This window comes from Nonomuraea sp. NPDC049419 (assembly GCF_040676995.1).
GTDB classification, from domain to species: domain Bacteria; phylum Actinomycetota; class Actinomycetes; order Streptosporangiales; family Streptosporangiaceae; genus Nonomuraea; species Nonomuraea salmonea.
In genome coordinates this window covers 526,905-543,472 of the sequence record NZ_JBFAQB010000001.1, presented here as the reverse complement: position 1 = coordinate 543,472, position 16,568 = coordinate 526,905, and the positions used below count along the sequence as shown (strand labels likewise).

13 protein-coding genes and 1 pseudogene are annotated in these 16,568 nt (G+C 71.8%); 6 read left to right on the top strand and 8 right to left on the bottom strand.

Annotation, left to right across the window (positions count from 1 at the left end; genetic code table 11):
- Positions 1-11: 11 nt before the first annotated feature.
- The 4 genes from AB0K12_RS02685 to AB0K12_RS02670 form a co-directional block, all read right to left on the bottom strand.
- Positions 12-1,103, bottom strand: coding sequence for an NDP-sugar synthase (locus tag AB0K12_RS02685; protein WP_364555116.1), 1,092 nt, complete (start codon positions 1,101-1,103; stop codon positions 12-14).
- A 20-nt stretch (positions 1,104-1,123) separates the two neighbouring features.
- Positions 1,124-2,239 carry a glycosyltransferase family 1 protein gene (locus AB0K12_RS02680; RefSeq protein WP_364555115.1) on the bottom strand — a complete coding sequence of 372 codons (1,116 nt, stop codon included), beginning with the start codon at positions 2,237-2,239 and terminating at the stop codon, positions 1,124-1,126.
- Between the two features lie 93 nt (positions 2,240-2,332).
- A complete protein-coding gene (locus tag AB0K12_RS02675; RefSeq protein WP_364555114.1) occupies positions 2,333-3,238 on the bottom strand; it encodes a lysylphosphatidylglycerol synthase domain-containing protein in 906 nt (301 codons plus the stop codon).
- A complete protein-coding gene (locus AB0K12_RS02670) occupies positions 3,235-4,062 on the bottom strand; it encodes a class I SAM-dependent methyltransferase (RefSeq protein WP_364555113.1) in 828 nt (275 codons plus the stop codon). Before AB0K12_RS02670 ends, AB0K12_RS02675 begins: the two co-directional genes overlap by 4 nt.
- Positions 4,063-4,108: 46 nt before the next feature.
- On the opposite strand from AB0K12_RS02670, the gene AB0K12_RS02665 reads away from it, so the two are divergent.
- On the top strand, positions 4,109-4,309 hold the full coding sequence (locus AB0K12_RS02665; protein ID WP_364555112.1) for an SPFH domain-containing protein: 201 nt from the start codon (positions 4,109-4,111) through the stop codon (positions 4,307-4,309).
- Between the two features lie 70 nt (positions 4,310-4,379).
- Positions 4,380-5,351 carry a lysylphosphatidylglycerol synthase transmembrane domain-containing protein gene (locus AB0K12_RS02660; protein WP_364555111.1) on the top strand — a complete coding sequence of 324 codons (972 nt, stop codon included), beginning with the start codon at positions 4,380-4,382 and terminating at the stop codon, positions 5,349-5,351.
- On the opposite strand, the gene AB0K12_RS02655 is transcribed toward AB0K12_RS02660, so the two are convergent.
- From AB0K12_RS02655 to AB0K12_RS02640, 4 genes and pseudogenes are all read right to left on the bottom strand, one after another.
- Positions 5,252-6,313 carry a glycosyltransferase family 4 protein gene (locus tag AB0K12_RS02655; protein WP_364555110.1) on the bottom strand — a complete coding sequence of 354 codons (1,062 nt, stop codon included), beginning with the start codon at positions 6,311-6,313 and terminating at the stop codon, positions 5,252-5,254. The genes AB0K12_RS02660 and AB0K12_RS02655 overlap by 100 nt on opposite strands.
- A gap of 3 nt (positions 6,314-6,316) precedes the next feature.
- Positions 6,317-7,246 (bottom strand): glycosyltransferase family 2 protein, encoded by a 930-nt coding sequence (locus AB0K12_RS02650; RefSeq protein WP_355411334.1) that lies wholly within the window; start codon positions 7,244-7,246, stop codon positions 6,317-6,319.
- Between the two features lie 100 nt (positions 7,247-7,346).
- Positions 7,347-9,365, bottom strand: a complete 2,019-nt coding sequence (locus AB0K12_RS02645) for a hypothetical protein (RefSeq protein ID WP_364555109.1) — start codon at positions 9,363-9,365, stop codon at positions 7,347-7,349.
- 229 nt (positions 9,366-9,594) lie between these two features.
- Positions 9,595-9,744: pseudogene (locus AB0K12_RS02640) on the bottom strand (transposase); the annotation flags it as partial.
- 350 nt (positions 9,745-10,094) lie between these two features.
- Here AB0K12_RS02640 and AB0K12_RS02635 point away from each other — a divergent pair.
- The 4 genes from AB0K12_RS02635 (at position 10,095) to AB0K12_RS02620 (ending at position 16,564) form a co-directional block, all read left to right on the top strand.
- Entirely contained in the window at positions 10,095-11,561 is a 1,467-nt protein-coding gene (locus AB0K12_RS02635; RefSeq protein ID WP_364555108.1) for a hypothetical protein, read from the top strand.
- Positions 11,562-11,724: 163 nt separating this feature from the next.
- A complete protein-coding gene (locus tag AB0K12_RS02630; RefSeq protein ID WP_364555107.1) occupies positions 11,725-13,380 on the top strand; it encodes an LCP family protein in 1,656 nt (551 codons plus the stop codon).
- Positions 13,381-13,685: 305 nt separating this feature from the next.
- The gene (locus AB0K12_RS02625; RefSeq protein ID WP_364555106.1) at positions 13,686-15,467 is read left to right on the top strand and encodes an acyltransferase family protein; all 1,782 of its coding nucleotides are present in this window, start codon (positions 13,686-13,688) and stop codon (positions 15,465-15,467) included.
- 56 nt (positions 15,468-15,523) lie between these two features.
- Positions 15,524-16,564: a glycosyltransferase gene (locus AB0K12_RS02620; protein ID WP_364555105.1), complete on the top strand. Its 1,041-nt coding sequence runs from the start codon at positions 15,524-15,526 to the stop codon at positions 16,562-16,564.
- Positions 16,565-16,568: the final 4 nt, after the last annotated feature.

Genomic DNA, 16,568 nt, shown 5'->3' with positions numbered 1-16,568 from the left:
CTGCCGCGTGCTCAGACGTCGCTGGAATAGCGCAGCGCCCGCTCGGGCAGCTCGACGCCCGGCCAGATGCGTACGCCGTGCTGCAGCTCGTTGCCGGGCCCCACGATCGCGCCGTCACCGATGACCGCGTCGCGCACCACCGTGCCGGCGCAGACGCGCGCGCCCTGGCCGAGCACCGAGTCGGTGACGGAGGCGCCCGCCTCGACCACGCAGCCGTCGCTCAGCACCGAGCCGGCCACCGTGGCGCCCGCCTCGATCACCGCGCCCGCGCCGACGGCCGTGCCGCCCAGCACCTTCGCCTCGGACGAGACCCGCGCGCCGTCGAGCGCCAGGTATTCGCCGGTCGGGCCGGGCAGCGCGGGCGAGGACAGCCGGCCCAGCACCAGGTCGCGCGAGCCCTGCACGAACGCGGCCGGCGTGCCGACGTCGAGCCAGTAGGTGCGGGTGGCGTAGCCCAGCACGAGCCGCCCCGCCTCGATGAGCCCGGGGAACGTCTCGCGCTCGACCGACACGACCTCGTCGCGCGGGATCGAGTCGATCACCGAGCGGGTGAAGACGTAGCAGCCGGCGTTGATGCGGTTGGTGACGGGGTTGGGCGTCTTCTCCAGGAAGGCCGTCACGCGGCCCTCGTCGTCGGTCGGCACGCAGCCGAACCGGCTCGGGTCGTCCACTTCCGTCAGATGGAGCGTTACAGCGGCCTCGCGCGCGCGATGGAGACGCACCTGCTCGCCGATGTCATGGCCGGACAGGATGTCGCCGTTGAGGATGAGCACCGGGTCGTCGGGCCCCGACGTGAGCGCCTCCGCGGCGTTGCGGATCGCGCCGCCGGTGCCGAGCGGGGTCTCCTCTGTCATGTACTCGAGCGTGAGCCCGAACCCCGAGCCGTCGCCGAAGGCCGGCTCGAACATGGACGCCTTGTAGGAGGTCGCGAACACGATCCGGCGCACGCCGAACGATCGCGCCCGCGCCAGCTGGTGGGCCAGGAACGGCACCCCGGCGGTCGGCAGCAGCGGCTTCGGCGTGCCCAGTGTCAGCGGACGCAGGCGCGTGCCCTGCCCCCCGACCAGGAGGATCGCCTCGAGGTCTGGCAAAGAGCTCTCCATCACTCCGTGAGGTTACCGAACTATTCGATCGCGCGTTGATAGGAGCTGAGATGCGCCTCGGCCGAGGCGTTCCAGGTGAATTCGCGGGCCCTGGCGAGCCCCGCCTCCCGCAGTTGCCGCCTGCGCTCGGGGGCGGCCAGCAGCTGGCCCAGCGCGGTGGCGATGCTGTCGGCGTCGGGCTCGGTGTAGGCGACGGCGTCGCCGCCGACCTCGGGCAGCGACGAACGGTGCGTCGTCAGCACCGGCGCGCCGCAGGCCATGGCCTCCAGCACCGGCAGCCCGAACCCCTCGCCGCGCGAGGGGAAGGCCACGACGAGCGCGCCGCCGAGAAAGCCGGGCAGGTCGGGCGCGCTGAGGTAGCCGGGCCTGATCACCCTGACCGTGGCCTCGACCTCCCGGCACGCGGCGTCCACGTCGTCCTCGTGCACGCCGCCGCCGATGACCAGCGCGGGCGGCCGGTCGAGCCGCTTGACGGCGGCGGCGAAGCCGCGGATGAGGTTGGGAACGTTCTTGCGGGGGTCGAGCGCGCCCAGGAACGCGACGTACGGCTGGCCGTGCAGCCCGCACCTCGTGGCCGCCCGCTGGATCTCCTCCTCGGTCGGCGGGTGGAACTGCGCCAGGTCGACGCCGTGGTAGGCGACGTCGATGCGGGTGGGGTCGGCGGCGAGCACGCGGACCAGCTCGTCCCTGGTCGCCTTGGACGGCACGATGATGCGCCGGGCGTGGCGGACGGCGGTGCGGGTGGCCGAGCGGAAGAAGGAGGCGCGCGGGCTGTGCTGGTCGGGCTCGGTGAACCAGGTCGCGTCGTGCACGGTCACCACGGTCGGCACGCCGGAGCCGAGCGGGATGGAGTAGTAGGGGGCGTGGATGACGTCGGCGCCCGCCTTGCGGGCCAGCAGCGGCAGGCCGCTCTGCTCCCACGCGAGCCTGGCGGCCCTGTTGGTGATGGCGACGGGGCCGGGGATGATCTGGGCGGACGGCGCGAGGCGCCGGTAGCGTTCGGCTTCGGAACGCTGGCAGACGACGGACAGCTCGGCGCCGGCGCGGTCGAGCGCGGCCACGAGCCCGTCCACGTATCTGATCAGCGCGCCGCGGTCCGCGGGGACCGCCGCCGCATCGACGAGCACACGAGGCATACGAAGATCTTCTCCCCTCAAGATCAACGTGGGACGGGCGTCCCCCTCTTGAAATTCAGCTTATGACCAGCCTCCCCTAAATCGTGGGCCAAATCACACTGAGTCGCGACGAGCTGCGATTCCGGCGGTTCCGGCGCAGATCAGGTCACCGGCGATGATCACAATCCGGGAGGCGAGGGCGACCGCGATGGCGGAGCCCCGGTCGAGCTGCGGGGCCAGCACCGCGACCATGGCCAGCTCCCTGACGCCCGCGCCCGCGGGGATCACGAAGGTCATGATGCCGAGGCACCACGACAGCGCGAACGCGCCGACGGCGAAGACCAGGCCGCCCTGCGGGACGACGAAGTAGAGGTGCACGCCGTAGGCCACCCAGCCGGCCAGCGCCCAGGCGAGCGCGGTCAGCATGCCGCGCCTGGTCAGCGGGCGTTCGAGCGGCTCGCGCTTCAGCTTGCGCAGGACGAGGCCGATCACCGCGTTGACGACCTTGGGCTCCAGCAGCACGAGCAGCAGCGGGATGAACAGCAGCAGCCATCCGTAGCGGTCCCAGCCGAGCGTGACGAGCGTGACCAGCAGGCCGGTGGCGAGCTGGACGGGCATCATCAGGAAGAACGCCGCCGCGCTGCGCGAGCGCGGCACGCCGAGGTCGCGGCCCATCTCCATCTGGGCGAGCATCGGCCAGACCGTGCCGGGGATGTATTTGCCGAGCTGGCCGACGAAGAACACCTTCGCGGCCGGGCGCAGGCGCAGCGGCGAGCCGAGGTCGGCCAGCAGGGTGCGCCAGGTCAGCATGGCTCCGAGCAGCGCGGCGACCACCGCGACCAGCGAGCCGGCGAGCGCGGGGACCGAAAGCCTGGCGAACCCGGCCACCACGGCGTCCCACTCCCTGATCACCGCCCACGCGCCGAAGCCGAGCGCGACGGCCAGGAAGCCGTATCTCACCAACCGGCGAGCCGGTGAGCGCCGGGGCACGGCCTCGGAAGCGGCCTCGTCGGTGGTCACAGCGGCCGCACCCGCTCGGGCGGCTGCGGCAGGTGCGCGCCCGCCGGGCGGCGGGCCCGCTTGGTCGCCACCCACAGGTACGTCGGCACGACCGGCAGCAGCAGCTTGAGCACCCCGCGCGGCGTACGCGACAGGACGGCCTTGACCACCTTGCCGAGCACGCCGGGGAACAGCTCGCCGCCCGCGAACGTGGTCGGTGTGGCGAGCACGGGGAACGTGTAGTCCCATATGTGGAAGGCCCGCAGCATCTTGCGCAGCCCGCGCCGCGTCCTGAACCGCTCGTAGTAGTGGTCGGCCCGGCCGGACGCGCGGACGTAGCGGTCGGCGAGCGCCGGCGGCAGGTAGGACAGGAACGGCAGCTTGTAGTGCGGCTCCATGATGCCGAGCCGGTTGCCGAGCCCCAGGTAGAGCACGCCGTCGTCGGACAGCACCCGGTGCATCTCGGCCACCACCGCGTCGGGGTCGACGACGTGCTCGTAGATGTGGTTGAAGACCAGCACGTCGATCGAGCCGTCGGGGAAGGGCAGCGCCGTGCCGTCGCCGCAGACGAACGCCACCCGCTCGCCGAACCGGTCGGCCGCCTTGCGCAGCCCCGGCACGTCGATGTCGATGCCCAGCGTGTGGCGGGCACCGGCCTGCGCCAGCTCGTCGGCGATGAAGCCGGCCGAGCAGCCCACGTCGCCCACCGTGAGGCCGTCGAGCGGCCCATGGAAGTGCTCGAGGACTGCGATGATCTTCGCCGCCTTCCGCCGCCGCTTCTCCTCGTCGAGCATGGCGGACTGGAACTCCGAGTATTCGAGCTGCGCGACCCGTTCTTTCACCACGACTCCCAACCGTACCGACCTCTGCGCCCATCCGACGTCAAACCGGTTGGGGTACGGTGGCCGACCTGGCGGGAGGCCGACGGACGGGGGCATAGCGGCGCTTTTCGACAAGATCCGCGGCGAGTTCATCGACATCGTCGAAGGGCTGGACGACAGCCGCGACACCCTCGTCTGGCGTCTCCCCCGCCACGACAACGAGATCACGATGGGCGCCCGGCTCGTCGCGCGCGAGTCGCAGCGCGCCTGAGGCGGCGGCGCCTGCGCCGGTGGCCGTCGTCGTCTGGCTTTACCAGGCGTACCGCGCGTAACCTGAGCCAATGCTCCGCCGCCTGCTGCGCCTCCTCCTCGCCCTGGTCGCGCTCGGTTTCCTGGGCTACGGGCTGGCCGCCAACTGGGAAGAGACCACCGGCGCGCTCGCGCGCATGTCGCCCTGGGCGGTGCTCGGGGCGTTCGGCTCGGTGCTGCTCGGCCAGTTCTTCATGCTGGTGGCCTGGCGGGAGATCCTCGCGGGGCTGGGCACGCGGGTGCCGGTGCGGGTGGCCGGGCGGATCATGTTCGTGGGGCAGCTCGGGAAGTACATCCCGGGTGCGGTGTGGGCGTACGCGGCGATGATGGACCTCGGCCGCGACCACGGCAGCCCGCCGCGGCGCACGTTCGCGACGATCTCGCTGGGGCTGGTGATCAACCTCGGGGTGGCGATCTCGATCGCCGCGGCCACGCTGGGCACGCTGGAGGCGGTGCGGCAGGCGTGGTACCTCGTGCTGCTGGTGCCGGTGATCATCGTCTGCCTGCATCCCAAGGTGCTGGCCTGGGGGCTCAACCTGGCCCTGCGCATCGCGCGCAGGGAGCCGCTGGAGAGCGTGCTGCCCGGCCGTACGGTGCTGGTGGCGGTGGGCTGGACGGCGCTCGGCTGGCTCGTCTACGGCCTGCACATCTGGCTGGTGGCCGGCAGCGCCATCCATGGGGCCGACCTCTACGTGATCGCGACCGGCGCCTACGCGTTCGCCTGGGCCACCGGCATCCTGATCGTCGTGGTGCCGGCCGGCGTCGGCGTCAGGGAGGGCGCGCTCGTGCTCGTGCTCGGGCCGGTCATCGGCACGCCGGCGGCGCTCGCGGTGGCGATCGTGTCGCGGGTGGCGTTCACGCTGGCCGACGCGGCACTCGCGGGGTTGTTCGTGCTGCTCGGGCGTCAGGCGGCCAGCAGCGTGCCCGCGTACGCCGACCAGAACGGCTCGGGATCGACCGCCTTGACCCCCGACCGCAACCTCTCGGGCTCGCCCGAGGCGTAGAACCGCTCGATCGCCTCGCGCAGCGCCCCCACGTCGTTCGGCTCGACCAGCAGGCCGTCCACGCCGTCGGTGACGTGCTCGGCCAGCGCGCCCACCCTGGTCGCGATCACCGGCACGCCGTGCTCGTGGCCGAGCCAGACGTTCTGGCTGGCCGTGGCGCTGCGGTAGGGCAGCACGAGCGCGTCGGCGGCGGCGAACAGCCTGGGCACCTCTCCCGCGGCGACGTAGCCCGGCCGTAGCTCGACCCGGTCGCCGATGCCCAGCTCGGCGATCAGCGCCTTGGTCTCGTCGAGCCCGCCCCAGAACTCACCGGCCACGGTCAGCGAGATGCCTTCGGGCAGCGCCCGCAGCAGCAGGTCGAGCCCCTTGTACGGCCGCACGATGCCGAAGAACAGCAGCCTGCGGTGCACCTCGGCCGAGCGCTCCGCCGTCGTCGAGGGCAGGTGGGGCGGCAGCCCGGCCACGCTGACCGGCTTGGAGGTGAGCCCCCGGGCCAGCTCCGCCTGCTGCTCGGAGTGGGCCAGCACGCCGTCGACCCGCTTGAGCAGCGCCTTCATCAGCGGCTCGTCGTAGGGCTTGCGCTCGTGCGGCAGCACGTTGTGGCACAGGGCGATCGCCTTGGTGCGGCGCTTGAGCCCGTACAGGATGCCGAGGTAGGCGGGCACCTGCACCGGGCTGAGCACGGCGAGCACGACCAGGTCGGCCGAGCGCAGCCGCCGCCCGGCGGCCACCCAGCCGTCGGGCCGCCGCCAGTCGAGCCGCCGCACGGTCCTGTCGTAGGGAGTGCCCTCAGGCGCGGAGATCGTCTGCTGCCCCGGATAGAGGAACGACGGATATTGGGCGCGCCACGACTCGATCACCACGTCGTGGCCGAGCGCCGCCAGCCGGTGCGCCAGCTCCGTGGTGTGCTGGGCCCCGCCCCCCTTGTACGGATACGTCGGCCCGACGATCGCGATGCGCACCGGTCACTCTCCCCGCGAGCGCACGATCAGGTCGGCGAGCAGCGCGACCGACCCGATGAGCATGCCCGACAGGAAGATCATGACGGTGTTGGCGGGGAAGTAGAACGGGTGCTCGATCATGTCCCAGACGCCCTTGACGAACCCGATGCCCACCAGCCACAGCGCCGGCGGCATGAGCACCTTGAGCGGGTTGAAGTACATGATCATCCGCAGCACCTGCAGGATGTAGCGGTAGGCGTCGGAGACGAAGCTGAACTTCGACTTGCCGGCCCGCTTCGCGTAGTCGGTCGGCAGGTAGTAGATGTCGTGCTGGTTCATCAGGAACGACAGCGTGATCGTCGTGACGCACGAGAACCCGGGAGGCAGCAGCCGCAGGTAGGGCCGCGCCACCGACTTGCGGAAGGCCCGCAGCCCTGAGTTGAGGTCGGGGATCTTCTGGCCGGCCAGCATCTCGGCCACCTTGCGGATCACCCACTTGGCCGGCACGCGCAGCAGTTTGTGTGAGCCCTCCTCGCTGGTGCGGGCGCCGACCACCTGGTCGACCGAGGGATCCTTCTCCAGGATCTGCACCAGCTCGGGGATGCGCTCGTTGGCGTAGGACATGTCGGCGTCGGTCCACACCACGATCTCGCCCCTGGCCTCCTGCGTGCCGATGCGCCGCACGGTGCCGGAGCCGCCGTTGCGGTGAAAGGCGCGGATGCGCAGGTGGGGATAGTCGGGCGCGGCCTCCTTGAGCCTGGCCAGCGTGTCGTCGGTGGAGCAGTCGTCGATGGCGACGAGCTCGTAGGTGTAGCCGCTCGAGTCCATCGCCTTGGTGATGCGCTCCACCTCGTCGATGACGTGGTCCTGCTCGTTGTAACAGGGCAGGACGATCGTGACGTACGGCGCTTCTTCCACGGCGGTTCCACTCTTGGGGGTCTCAGGCGTGCTCACGGGGGTCGAGGTTACTCTGCCCCGCCGGAAGGCGAGTGCACATCACTCCACCGGGTGCCCCCGATTCCAGGGCTGTTCCTTCCAGTGTGACCCATCCCGGTCAAGCGACGGCCATCCACACGTTGATCCGCAGTGACCACGTCGCATTGGGGGCCTCGATGAGCGAGCGCTCGTCCTGCCGGGTGACCAGCCGCATCACCTGCGTGGGCCGCCCGTACGGCGCGACCTGCCGCTCCTCGGCGCCCAGCAGCACCGGCACCCGGCCGGCCGCGCGCACCCGCTCGATCTGGCGGCGCACCTCGCGTTCCGGCGCGACGTCGGTGCCCGCACGCTTGACCTTGGCAGCCGGTTTTCCGCACATTCCCCGTACGACCTGGACGAACCGGTCGCCGGTCACCCGCTCCACGAACAGCACCGACGCCCGGTCGGGCAGCCGCGCGCACATCTCCTCGACCGCCGCCGCCTCGCCCCGCTCTACGGGCGTGAACGCGGTGCCGATCGAGGTCACCACCGGCGGCGCAAGCACCAGCAGCACCGCCATCACCGTGCCCCACTTCAGCACCAGCGGGCCGTGCCGGTCCATGAGCCGGCGCAGCCGGGCCAGCCCGTACGCGGCCAGCAGGATCACCCCGGGGATCACCACCGGCACCAGGCGGCGGGCGGCCCACGGATGGTCGGGGGTGATCTCAGGGCGCAGCAGCGTCGTGACCGTCGTCCAGCCCACCACCGCGAGCGGCAGCAGCCAGGCGAACGACGAGCCGTCGCGCAGCAGCCTGCGCACCAGGAGGGCGGCGGCGATCGTGGCCAATGCGAGCGTGGCGGGGCCGACGTACCAGGTGAGCCAGTGCAGGGAGTTCTCGAAGTAGAGGCGGGTGCCGTCCTCCGGCAGGCCGTTGGCGCGCTGGATCTGCCGGATCATCTCGTACGTGCGCCAGTCCTCCGGGTTCGCCGGGTCCCTGGTCACGGTCTGATACCACGGGCGGGCGTACAGGGCGACCATCAGCAGCACGGTCAGCACCGCGCCGGTCCTCGGCAGCCGGCTCGGCGGGCTGATCCGAGCCAGGGCGGGAGCGGCGGCCGTGCCTGCGAGGGTGAGCACGAGGACGGCGGCGCAGATGAGCAGCAGCGGCCGCACGGAGCCGCTCAGATAGTCGAGATACGGCCTGGCCAGCAGATACGCCGCCGCCAGCCCGACGCCGGCCCCGACGAGCAGTCCCGCGAGCAGCGGCGGACCGAGCCGCCCCACCGGCCTGCCCAGCCGACGCAGCGCGATCAGCAGCCCGGCGAACGCCAGCACCGGCAGCACGTCGCGCAGCCCATCGATCCTGACCAGCACCGCCAGCCCGAACACCAGCCCGGCCAGCCCCGCCGTGCCCCGGCTCGGCCGGCCGTCACCGGCTCGCGCCAGCGCGTCGTACGCCAGGGCCAGCCCGCCGAACAGCAGGATCATCGACGGGATCTCGCTGAACGTGGTCCGCGAGGTGTAGAGGACCGGCATGCAGACCGCGAACGCCGTCGCCGCCACCACCGCCCACCGCGCCCCCGCCAGCCGCGCCACCACGCCGCCCAGCGTCAGCACCGCCAGCGCGCCCAGCACGGCCGGCACCACGAACGGCGCCCCCAGCCAGTGCCCGATCGCGAACAGCATCGGCGGCCCCGGCATGAACTGCGGCAACACCCCGCCGTCCACCGCGTAGAACCCGACGCTGTCGAACTCCAGCCCCGTGTCGGGGCCGCCGAACGCCTCGGCCTGCGCCGGGATCGGCAGCGAGCCGTGGGCGGCGATCCAGGCGGCGTACTGGGCGTAGGTGGCCGGGTCACGCCTGACGGCGAGCTGCTCGCTGTGCAGGAGCAGGTTGAAGACCCCGGACGCCACCGCCACCCCGACGACCCCGCCGAGCTGCCACCAAGCCGCCCGCAGCGCTCCGGCCCACAGGCCGCGGGTCCCCGCCCAGCACAGCAGCACCGCCATGGGGGCCCCGAGCACGGTGACGAGCACCGGTGTGAACCGGCCGAGCAGCAACAGCGGCAGCCCGGCCAGCAACCAGCCCGCCACGGCCAGCGCGGGGAGCACCGACAGCGCGGCGAGCCACCGGCCGGGACGATGATCGTGTTCCATCGGAGACCGAGCGTATCCAACCCCGCGCACCCCTCGCGGCCACGGGAACCGCCGGACGGCCCGGAGGCACGGGAAGGGCGGAAACGCCGGTGGCGTACGCGACGTGCCGGAGGTGACTCCTCCGCTCCCTGAAGGGAACGGCTTCTCGCCAAGCCGCTTTTGCGGCCTGGCGAAGGGCAGGCCCTGCCCTCAGAATGTCGACCGCCGCGTTCACGTCGGCGTGCGCGGCCACGACCTCCCGGCCGTGCTCGCCGACCTCGGCACGGATCAACTCCTCCACCCGGTCCTTCACCCGGCCGCCAAGGACCGGGCAGCGGTACTTCGGACACCACACCACGTGGTATCCAAGGTCGTACGCCGCGCCCGGGGAAGCGCGCACCTGCCGAATCACACGATCGTTACAACAGCGCTGTCCAGGTCACGCGCGACGAAACGGAGATCTCTCATGTGCAGACCAGGCGGGTCACTGCACGCCCGGGCCTCGACGGCCCTCCCGCTCCCGACTCCCCCGTCGCCCCAAGGCGACGGTCCCCTCGGGAGACTCTGATGGCGGGCCCGCACGCCGAAAGGCCCGCGAACCCCACACCTTCAGAACAGCCCACGAGCCCACAGCCGCACGCGGACGACCAGGCGACGCCCACAGACCAGGCGAAGCGCACGGAGGCCGCAGAGACGGAGGAGGGCGCGGGGGCGGTGAAGCGGGGCGGGCGGCGGCGGAGGGGGGCCGGGGTGCGGGAGCGGGTGCGGCGGCATCGGTGGTTTCTCGCCGTGCTGGGGCTCGGGGCCGTGTTGCGGCTGCTCGCCATGCTGGGGTACCGCCCCGCGCTGTGGTTCCCCGACTCCTACACCTACATCGTCACCGTCTTCAGGCCCCGCCCCGACCTGGTGCGCCCGGCCGGCTACTCGATGTTCCTCAAGCTGCTGGAGCCGCTGCACGCGTTCGGCGCGGTGACGGTGGCGCAGCACCTGCTGGGCCTGGCGACCGGGGTGCTGATCTACCGGGCGGCGCGCAGAGCACCCAGGTGGGCGGCGACGCTGGCGGCGGTGCCGGTGCTGCTGGACGCGTACCAGATCGAGCTGGAGCACCTGCTCGTCTCGGACACGCTCTTCATGTTCCTCGTGGCGACGGCGGTCGTGCTGGCCACGACGGCCCGCCCTGCGACGGTGGCGGGCATCGGCCTGCTGCTGGCGGCGGCCACGCTGACCAGGACCGTCGGGCAGCCGCTGATCGTCCTGCTGGCGGCCTGGTTCGTGCTGCGCGGGCGGATCAGACTGGCGGGTGTGCTGGTGGCGGTCGCGCTGGTGCCGCTCCTCGCGTACGGGGCCTGGTTCTACGCCACGTACCAGCGGGTGGGCCTGATCGGCGCGAACGGCGTCTTCCTGTACGCCCGCACGATGTCCTTCGCCGACTGCGCCGAGATGGACCCGCCGTCCGACCTGCGGGAGCTGTGCGACGCGCGCCCGCCCGACCAGCGGCCGCCCTCGCAGGAGTACATCTGGGCCCAGGACTCCCCGCTGGTGCGGCGGCCCGGCATCACGTTCACGAAGGAGACCGACGACCTGGCGGGCAGGTTCGCGATGCTGGCGATCACCAAGCAGCCGCTCGACTACGCCGGGTCGGTGCTGTCGGAGCTGGCCCGCACGTTCCGCTGGGACCGCCCGGTCTATCCGGACGCCGAGATCTACGGCTACTACCAGTTCCCGGACGAGCGCCCCGGGCCACCTGGCCGCTATCCCGCGCAGGTCGGCGCCGAGTATGCCAAGCTCTACGAGCAGGGTGCGATCGGCACGGAGATCGTCGAGCCATATGCCGGCTGGCTGCGGGCCTACCAGAGCGTGGCGCGCCTGCCCGGCACGCTGCTGCTGGCAGTCCTGCTCGTGCCACCGGTGGCGGCGATCGCCCGCAGACGCGCGGGCGACCGCCCGGGCAACCGCCTGACGACGCCTCCGCCCTGGCTGGCGCCCTGGTCGGTGGCCGTCGTGCTGCTGATCACGCCGGCCGCGGCCGCCGAGTTCGACTACCGGTACGTCCTGCCGGCCGTGCCGGTGGCCTGTCTGGCGGCGGCCCTCGCCATCGGGCCCGCGGAGCGGAGACGACGCGAACAAGGACGCGAACAAGGACGCGAACGAGAACGACGCGGCCGGGGACGTGACGAGCGAGGACGCCCTGGTCGGGGAGAAAGAGTTTGGCGATGATATTCCACCCAATGTCCGGCTCTGAGTATGCTGTGCGGCGGAAACATCACACCCGGGTCACGGCCGTTCCCCACGTTCATGACCCGTGGCACGCCGTACGTGACCTAGTCTCGTGGCGCGGAGCGACCATGCCGGCGGCGCAAGGAGTGAGGTCGGGGGGCGTATGACTGACTACAGGAGCGTGCCGGTAGTCGATTCCGTGCACGACCGCCGATCGGCCGCCACCCAGCCGGGCAGCAGGATGGCCCGCAGAGCGGCCGCCGCAGCCCCGCCGCCTCCGCCGCCCGACGACCGTCCCCCGCGCAGCCACCGCTCGGGCGGCTCCGGCGGCGGCCAGACCAAGATGCGCGTGCTGGCGTACGTGAGCATCGGCGTCACCACGGTCATGGTGGCGGGTGCGCTGACGGCGTACACCGCCTATCGCGACGCCTTCGGCAACATCAACGAGAAGAGCGTCAAGGAAGACATCATCAACCCGCGCCCGCCCGACACGGGCGCGCTCAACGTGCTGCTCGTCGGCTCCGACACGCGCGCGGGCGCCGGCAACGCGAGATACGGCCAGCAGCTGGCCCGCGAGGCCGACGCGGGCGGCAAGCGCACCGACACGATCATCCTGCTGCACCTGTCGCCCGACCGCGACAAGGCGCGGCTGATCAGCTTCCCGCGCGACTCCATGGTGCAGATCCCCAGGTGCAAGAACGAGGCCACCAAGCAGGAGATGCCGCCGCGCCGCGACATGATCAACTCGGCGTACAACTCGGGCGGCATCGCCTGCACGATCTCCACCATCGAGACCCTCACCGGCATCCGCGTCAACCACTTCGTCGAGGTGGACTTCAGCGGGTTCAAGAACATCGTCGACGCGCTCGGCGGCATCGAGATCTGCCTCAAGTCGGGCGTCAACGACAAGGCGTCCAAACTGGTGCTGCCGCCCGGCAAGAGCCTGCTCAACGGCGAGAAGGCGCTCGGCTACGTACGCCTGCGCAAATACGGCGACGGCAGCGACATCCAGCGCATCAAGCGCCAGCAGATCTTCCTCAGCAAGGTCGTCGCCAAGGCCACCAGCAGCGAGCTGCTGACCGACGTTGGCCGGCTGCGCGACTTCATCGCCGCGGCGGCCGGCTCGGTCACCATGGACCCCGAGCTGGCCAACGACACCGAGCAGCTCATCCAGATCGCGCTGAGCGCGAAGGAGATGACCGCCAACGGCGTCAAGTTCACCACCGTGCCCTGGGTCCCCGACCCCGAGGACACCAACCGGGTGGTCTGGAAGCAGCCCGACGCCAACGAGCTGTTCACCTCGATCAAGACCGACACCGAGGTGACCAAGACCGCCGAGGCGGGCGCCGACACGCCGGCCAAGCCGAAGGCCAAGATCAAGCCTGAGCAGGTGCGCGTCCAGGTGCTCAACGGCACCAAGACCGTCGGCAAGGCCCGCGAGGTGGCCGACGAGCTGGCCAAGCAGGGCTTCACGGTCGTGGGCCTGGGCAACTACGAGGCCCCGGGCGGTGTGAGCCTGGCCAAGAGCGAGATCCACTACGCCAAGACCGCGGAGACCGCCCCCGACTACGCCGGCACGCTGTCGGGGTCTGTCCTGCCGAAACCGCAGGCCGCGGCGGGGAAGGTGAAGGCGGTCGGGGCGCAGCCGTACACCGGGGCCGTGGCCACCACGACCGGTGCGGGGGCGCCTGCGAAGGGCACGCCGGTGATCCAGCTCGTGGTCGGCGAGGACTTCGACTCGGTCAAGGTGACCAAGCTGCCCGACAGCGTCAACAACAGCACCATCACCGCGTCCGAGCAGAAGAACGTGTGCACCTGAGGCTCCAAGTTCCCTGTGTAACGAGCCGTTCTGGCTCGCTACGAGAGACAGGAGTCTGAAGGCGGGATAGTCTGTGGCGGTCGGCGACGCAGCGCTGAACGGGCCCGCAACAGTCCATCACCGCGCTGCCGTCGTGTTCCCCGGCCCCGAGCGAAGCTGAGCGACTTCCTTCTGTGTCTGACACCAGTTCCTCCCGACCGGCCACGACCCCGCGGCGTCCCGAAGAGGAGGGACCTGCCAACACGGGATCCCGTTGGCCGCTGCCGGAAGAGACCTTCTGGAGCGAGTCCACCGACCCGCACGGGGTGACGCCAGGCGAGCTGACGCAGCCCCAGCCGGCCATCACCCCGGACGCTCCCGCCCCCCGGTCTCGCGGCACGAGCCCCGAGGCCGGACGCTCGCGCGGCCGCAGGGGCGCCGACGCCGGCCACCCCTACTCCAACGGCCACGGCTCCGAGCCGGCCCGGCCGCTCGCCGACGACCGGCGCGCCGACCCGGGCTCACCGCTCGCCAACGGCCGTGGCGCGGAGGCAGGACAGCACCGCGGCCACCCCGAGGGCGAACAGCACCGCGGCCGGGCCCCCGAGGCGGGACAGCCCCGTGGTCGTGCTCCTGAGGCCGGACAGCCCCGTGGTCGTGGCTCCGAGGCCGGGCAGGCTCGCGGTCGTGTTTCAGAGGCCGGGCAGGCCCGTGGCCGTGGCTCCGAGGCCGGACAGGCCCGCGCCGCCGCCCCCGAGATCGGCGAGCCGCGTGCGCAAGGCCGCGACGCCGCCGCCCCTGGGGGCAGGCGGGCTCGGGTCGTGGCGGGCGACGAACCCGTGGCGCCGCGAGGGCCGCGCGGGCGGCGGGCCAAGGAGCCGGTCGCGGGGCCTGACGGGGTCCTGGTGGCTGGGGGTCCTGGGCCGGGACAGGCCGTGCCCTCCGGACAGCCCGGGGGGCAGCCGGCCGGACAGCCTGCGGGGCGAACCGCCGGGCGGCGTGCCGAGCAGCCCGCCGTTCCGGTGGCAGCGGGCGCCGGGCAGCGGCCGGCGACGACGCCGGGCGCGGGCGGCCAGGAGCGGCCGGAGCCGCAGCAGCAGCCCGACAAGCCGAAGCGCAAGCGCGACCCGTTCCTCGACAACGTCAAGTTCGTCCTGATCGCGCTGGTGCCGATCGGCCACTCGCTGGTGCCGACGCTGGCCGCCGACTCGGCGCGGGCGGCGTACATCTTCATCTACACGTTCCACATGCCGCTGTTCGTGCTGATCAGCGGCTACCTGTCCAGAAACTTCTGGAACTCCAACGCCAAGACCAACAAACTGGTCGACACGTTCCTCATCCCCTACGTCATCGTCGAGGTCGGCTACGCCGCGCTCCGCTTCGCGCTGGGCCAGAAGTGGAGCCTGACGATCATCGACCCGGCGTGGCTCAACTGGTATCTGCTGGCGCTGCTGTTCTGGCGGCTGTCCACACCGGTGTGGAAGCGGATGAGATACCCCGTGCCGGTGGCGATAGCGATCTACCTGTTCGCCGGGTTCTCCCAGATCTCGGGCGACTTCAGCATGGACCGCTTCTTCGGCCTGCTGCCGTTCTTCGTGATCGGCCTCGTGATGCAGCCCGAGCACTTCGAGATGCTCAACCGCCGCTGGATCAAGATCCTCGCGGTGTTCACCGTGCTGGGCGCGGCGGCGGTGGCCGTCTACATCGCGCCCAAGTCGCCGCTCGGCCCGTTCTACTACAAGAACAGCTACCAGGACCTCCACCTGTCCTGGTGGATGGGCCTGGGCGTGCGTACGGGCCTGCTGATCTGCGCGCTCGCGATGTGCTTCGCGGTGCTGGCGCTGGTGCCCAGGAAGGAGACCTGGTACACCGACCTCGGCACCCGCACGCTCTACTGCTACCTGCTGCACGGCATCCCGGTGCTGATCGCCAAGGAGATGGGCTGGCTGTCGGTGCCGTGGCTCTACGGCCCGCTGGGCGTGCTCGCGATCGCGTCGAGCTGTTTCGCGCTGGCCATCATCCTGTGCCTGGCCGAGACCCGCACGCTCTTCAAGTGGGTGCTCGAACCCCGCCTGACCTGGCTCTATCGCCGCCCCTCACGAAGTTAAGCGATCGTTCCCCCCGCATTAACGCCGTTGACCGGGTGGGCGCGGAGCATCGACACATGCGCGCATGTGTCGCCACGACCGTCCATCATCCCGAGGACGCCCGGATCATGCACCGGCAGATCCGGGCGCTGCTCGACGCGGGCCACGAGGTGACCTACGTGGCGCCGTTCACCCATTTCAACGTGACGCCCGCCATGGAGCTGACCGCGGTGGACGTGGCGCACCTCGCCTCGCCGGGCCGCGCGCGGGCCGCGCTCAGACGCGGCCTGCGGGGCGCGGACCTGCTGATCGTGCACGACTACCGGCTGCTGCGCACGCTGCCCCACCGGCGTCCTCACGTCGTCTGGGACGTACGCGAGCAGGTCTCCCCCAGGCGGCTGGCCCGCGCGCACCGGCGCCACGAGGTGATCACCCCCGCCGAGGTGCCCGAGGCGACCCTGGTCTCCCCCGCCCCGCCGGCGCCGGGCGACACGAGGGTCGTGCACCTCGGCCGCCTGTCGGTGGAGCGCGGCGTGATGGAGCTGATCGGCCTGGCCGAACGGCTGGTGCCGCACGGCATCAGGCTCGACCTGATCGGTGCCGCCGCCCCCGGCGTCCGCCCGCTGCTGCGCGACGCGCAACGGGTGGGCCTGCTCGACTGGTACGGCCACGTCCCGCTCCGCCACGCCCTGCGCATGGCAGAGGGAGCGCTGGCGGGCCTGTCGCTGGCCGACGCCAGGGTGGCCACGCCGCCCACCAAGATCCTCGACTACATGGGCCGCGGCCTGCCGGTGATCACCACCCCGCAGGGCGCGGCGACGGTCGAGGCGGCCGGCTGCGGGCTGGTGGTGCCGCTGGACGTGGACGCCGTGCTGAACGCCGTCCTGGACCTCAAGGAGGACCCGGCGCTGCGGCTGAAGCTGGGCGCGCTCGGGCACGTGGAGGCCCGCCTGCACCACCACTGGCCCGACCACGCGGCCGCGTTCGTCCAGCGGGCCGAGACCTGGGCCGCGCGCCCGACCAGGGCGGGACACGATGGCGCCGCGGGCTGGATTCCGTTGCCCCGACACAGCCGGACGCCACCCGGCGCGGGAATGGCCACAGGACGTGGCGGTTGATGTA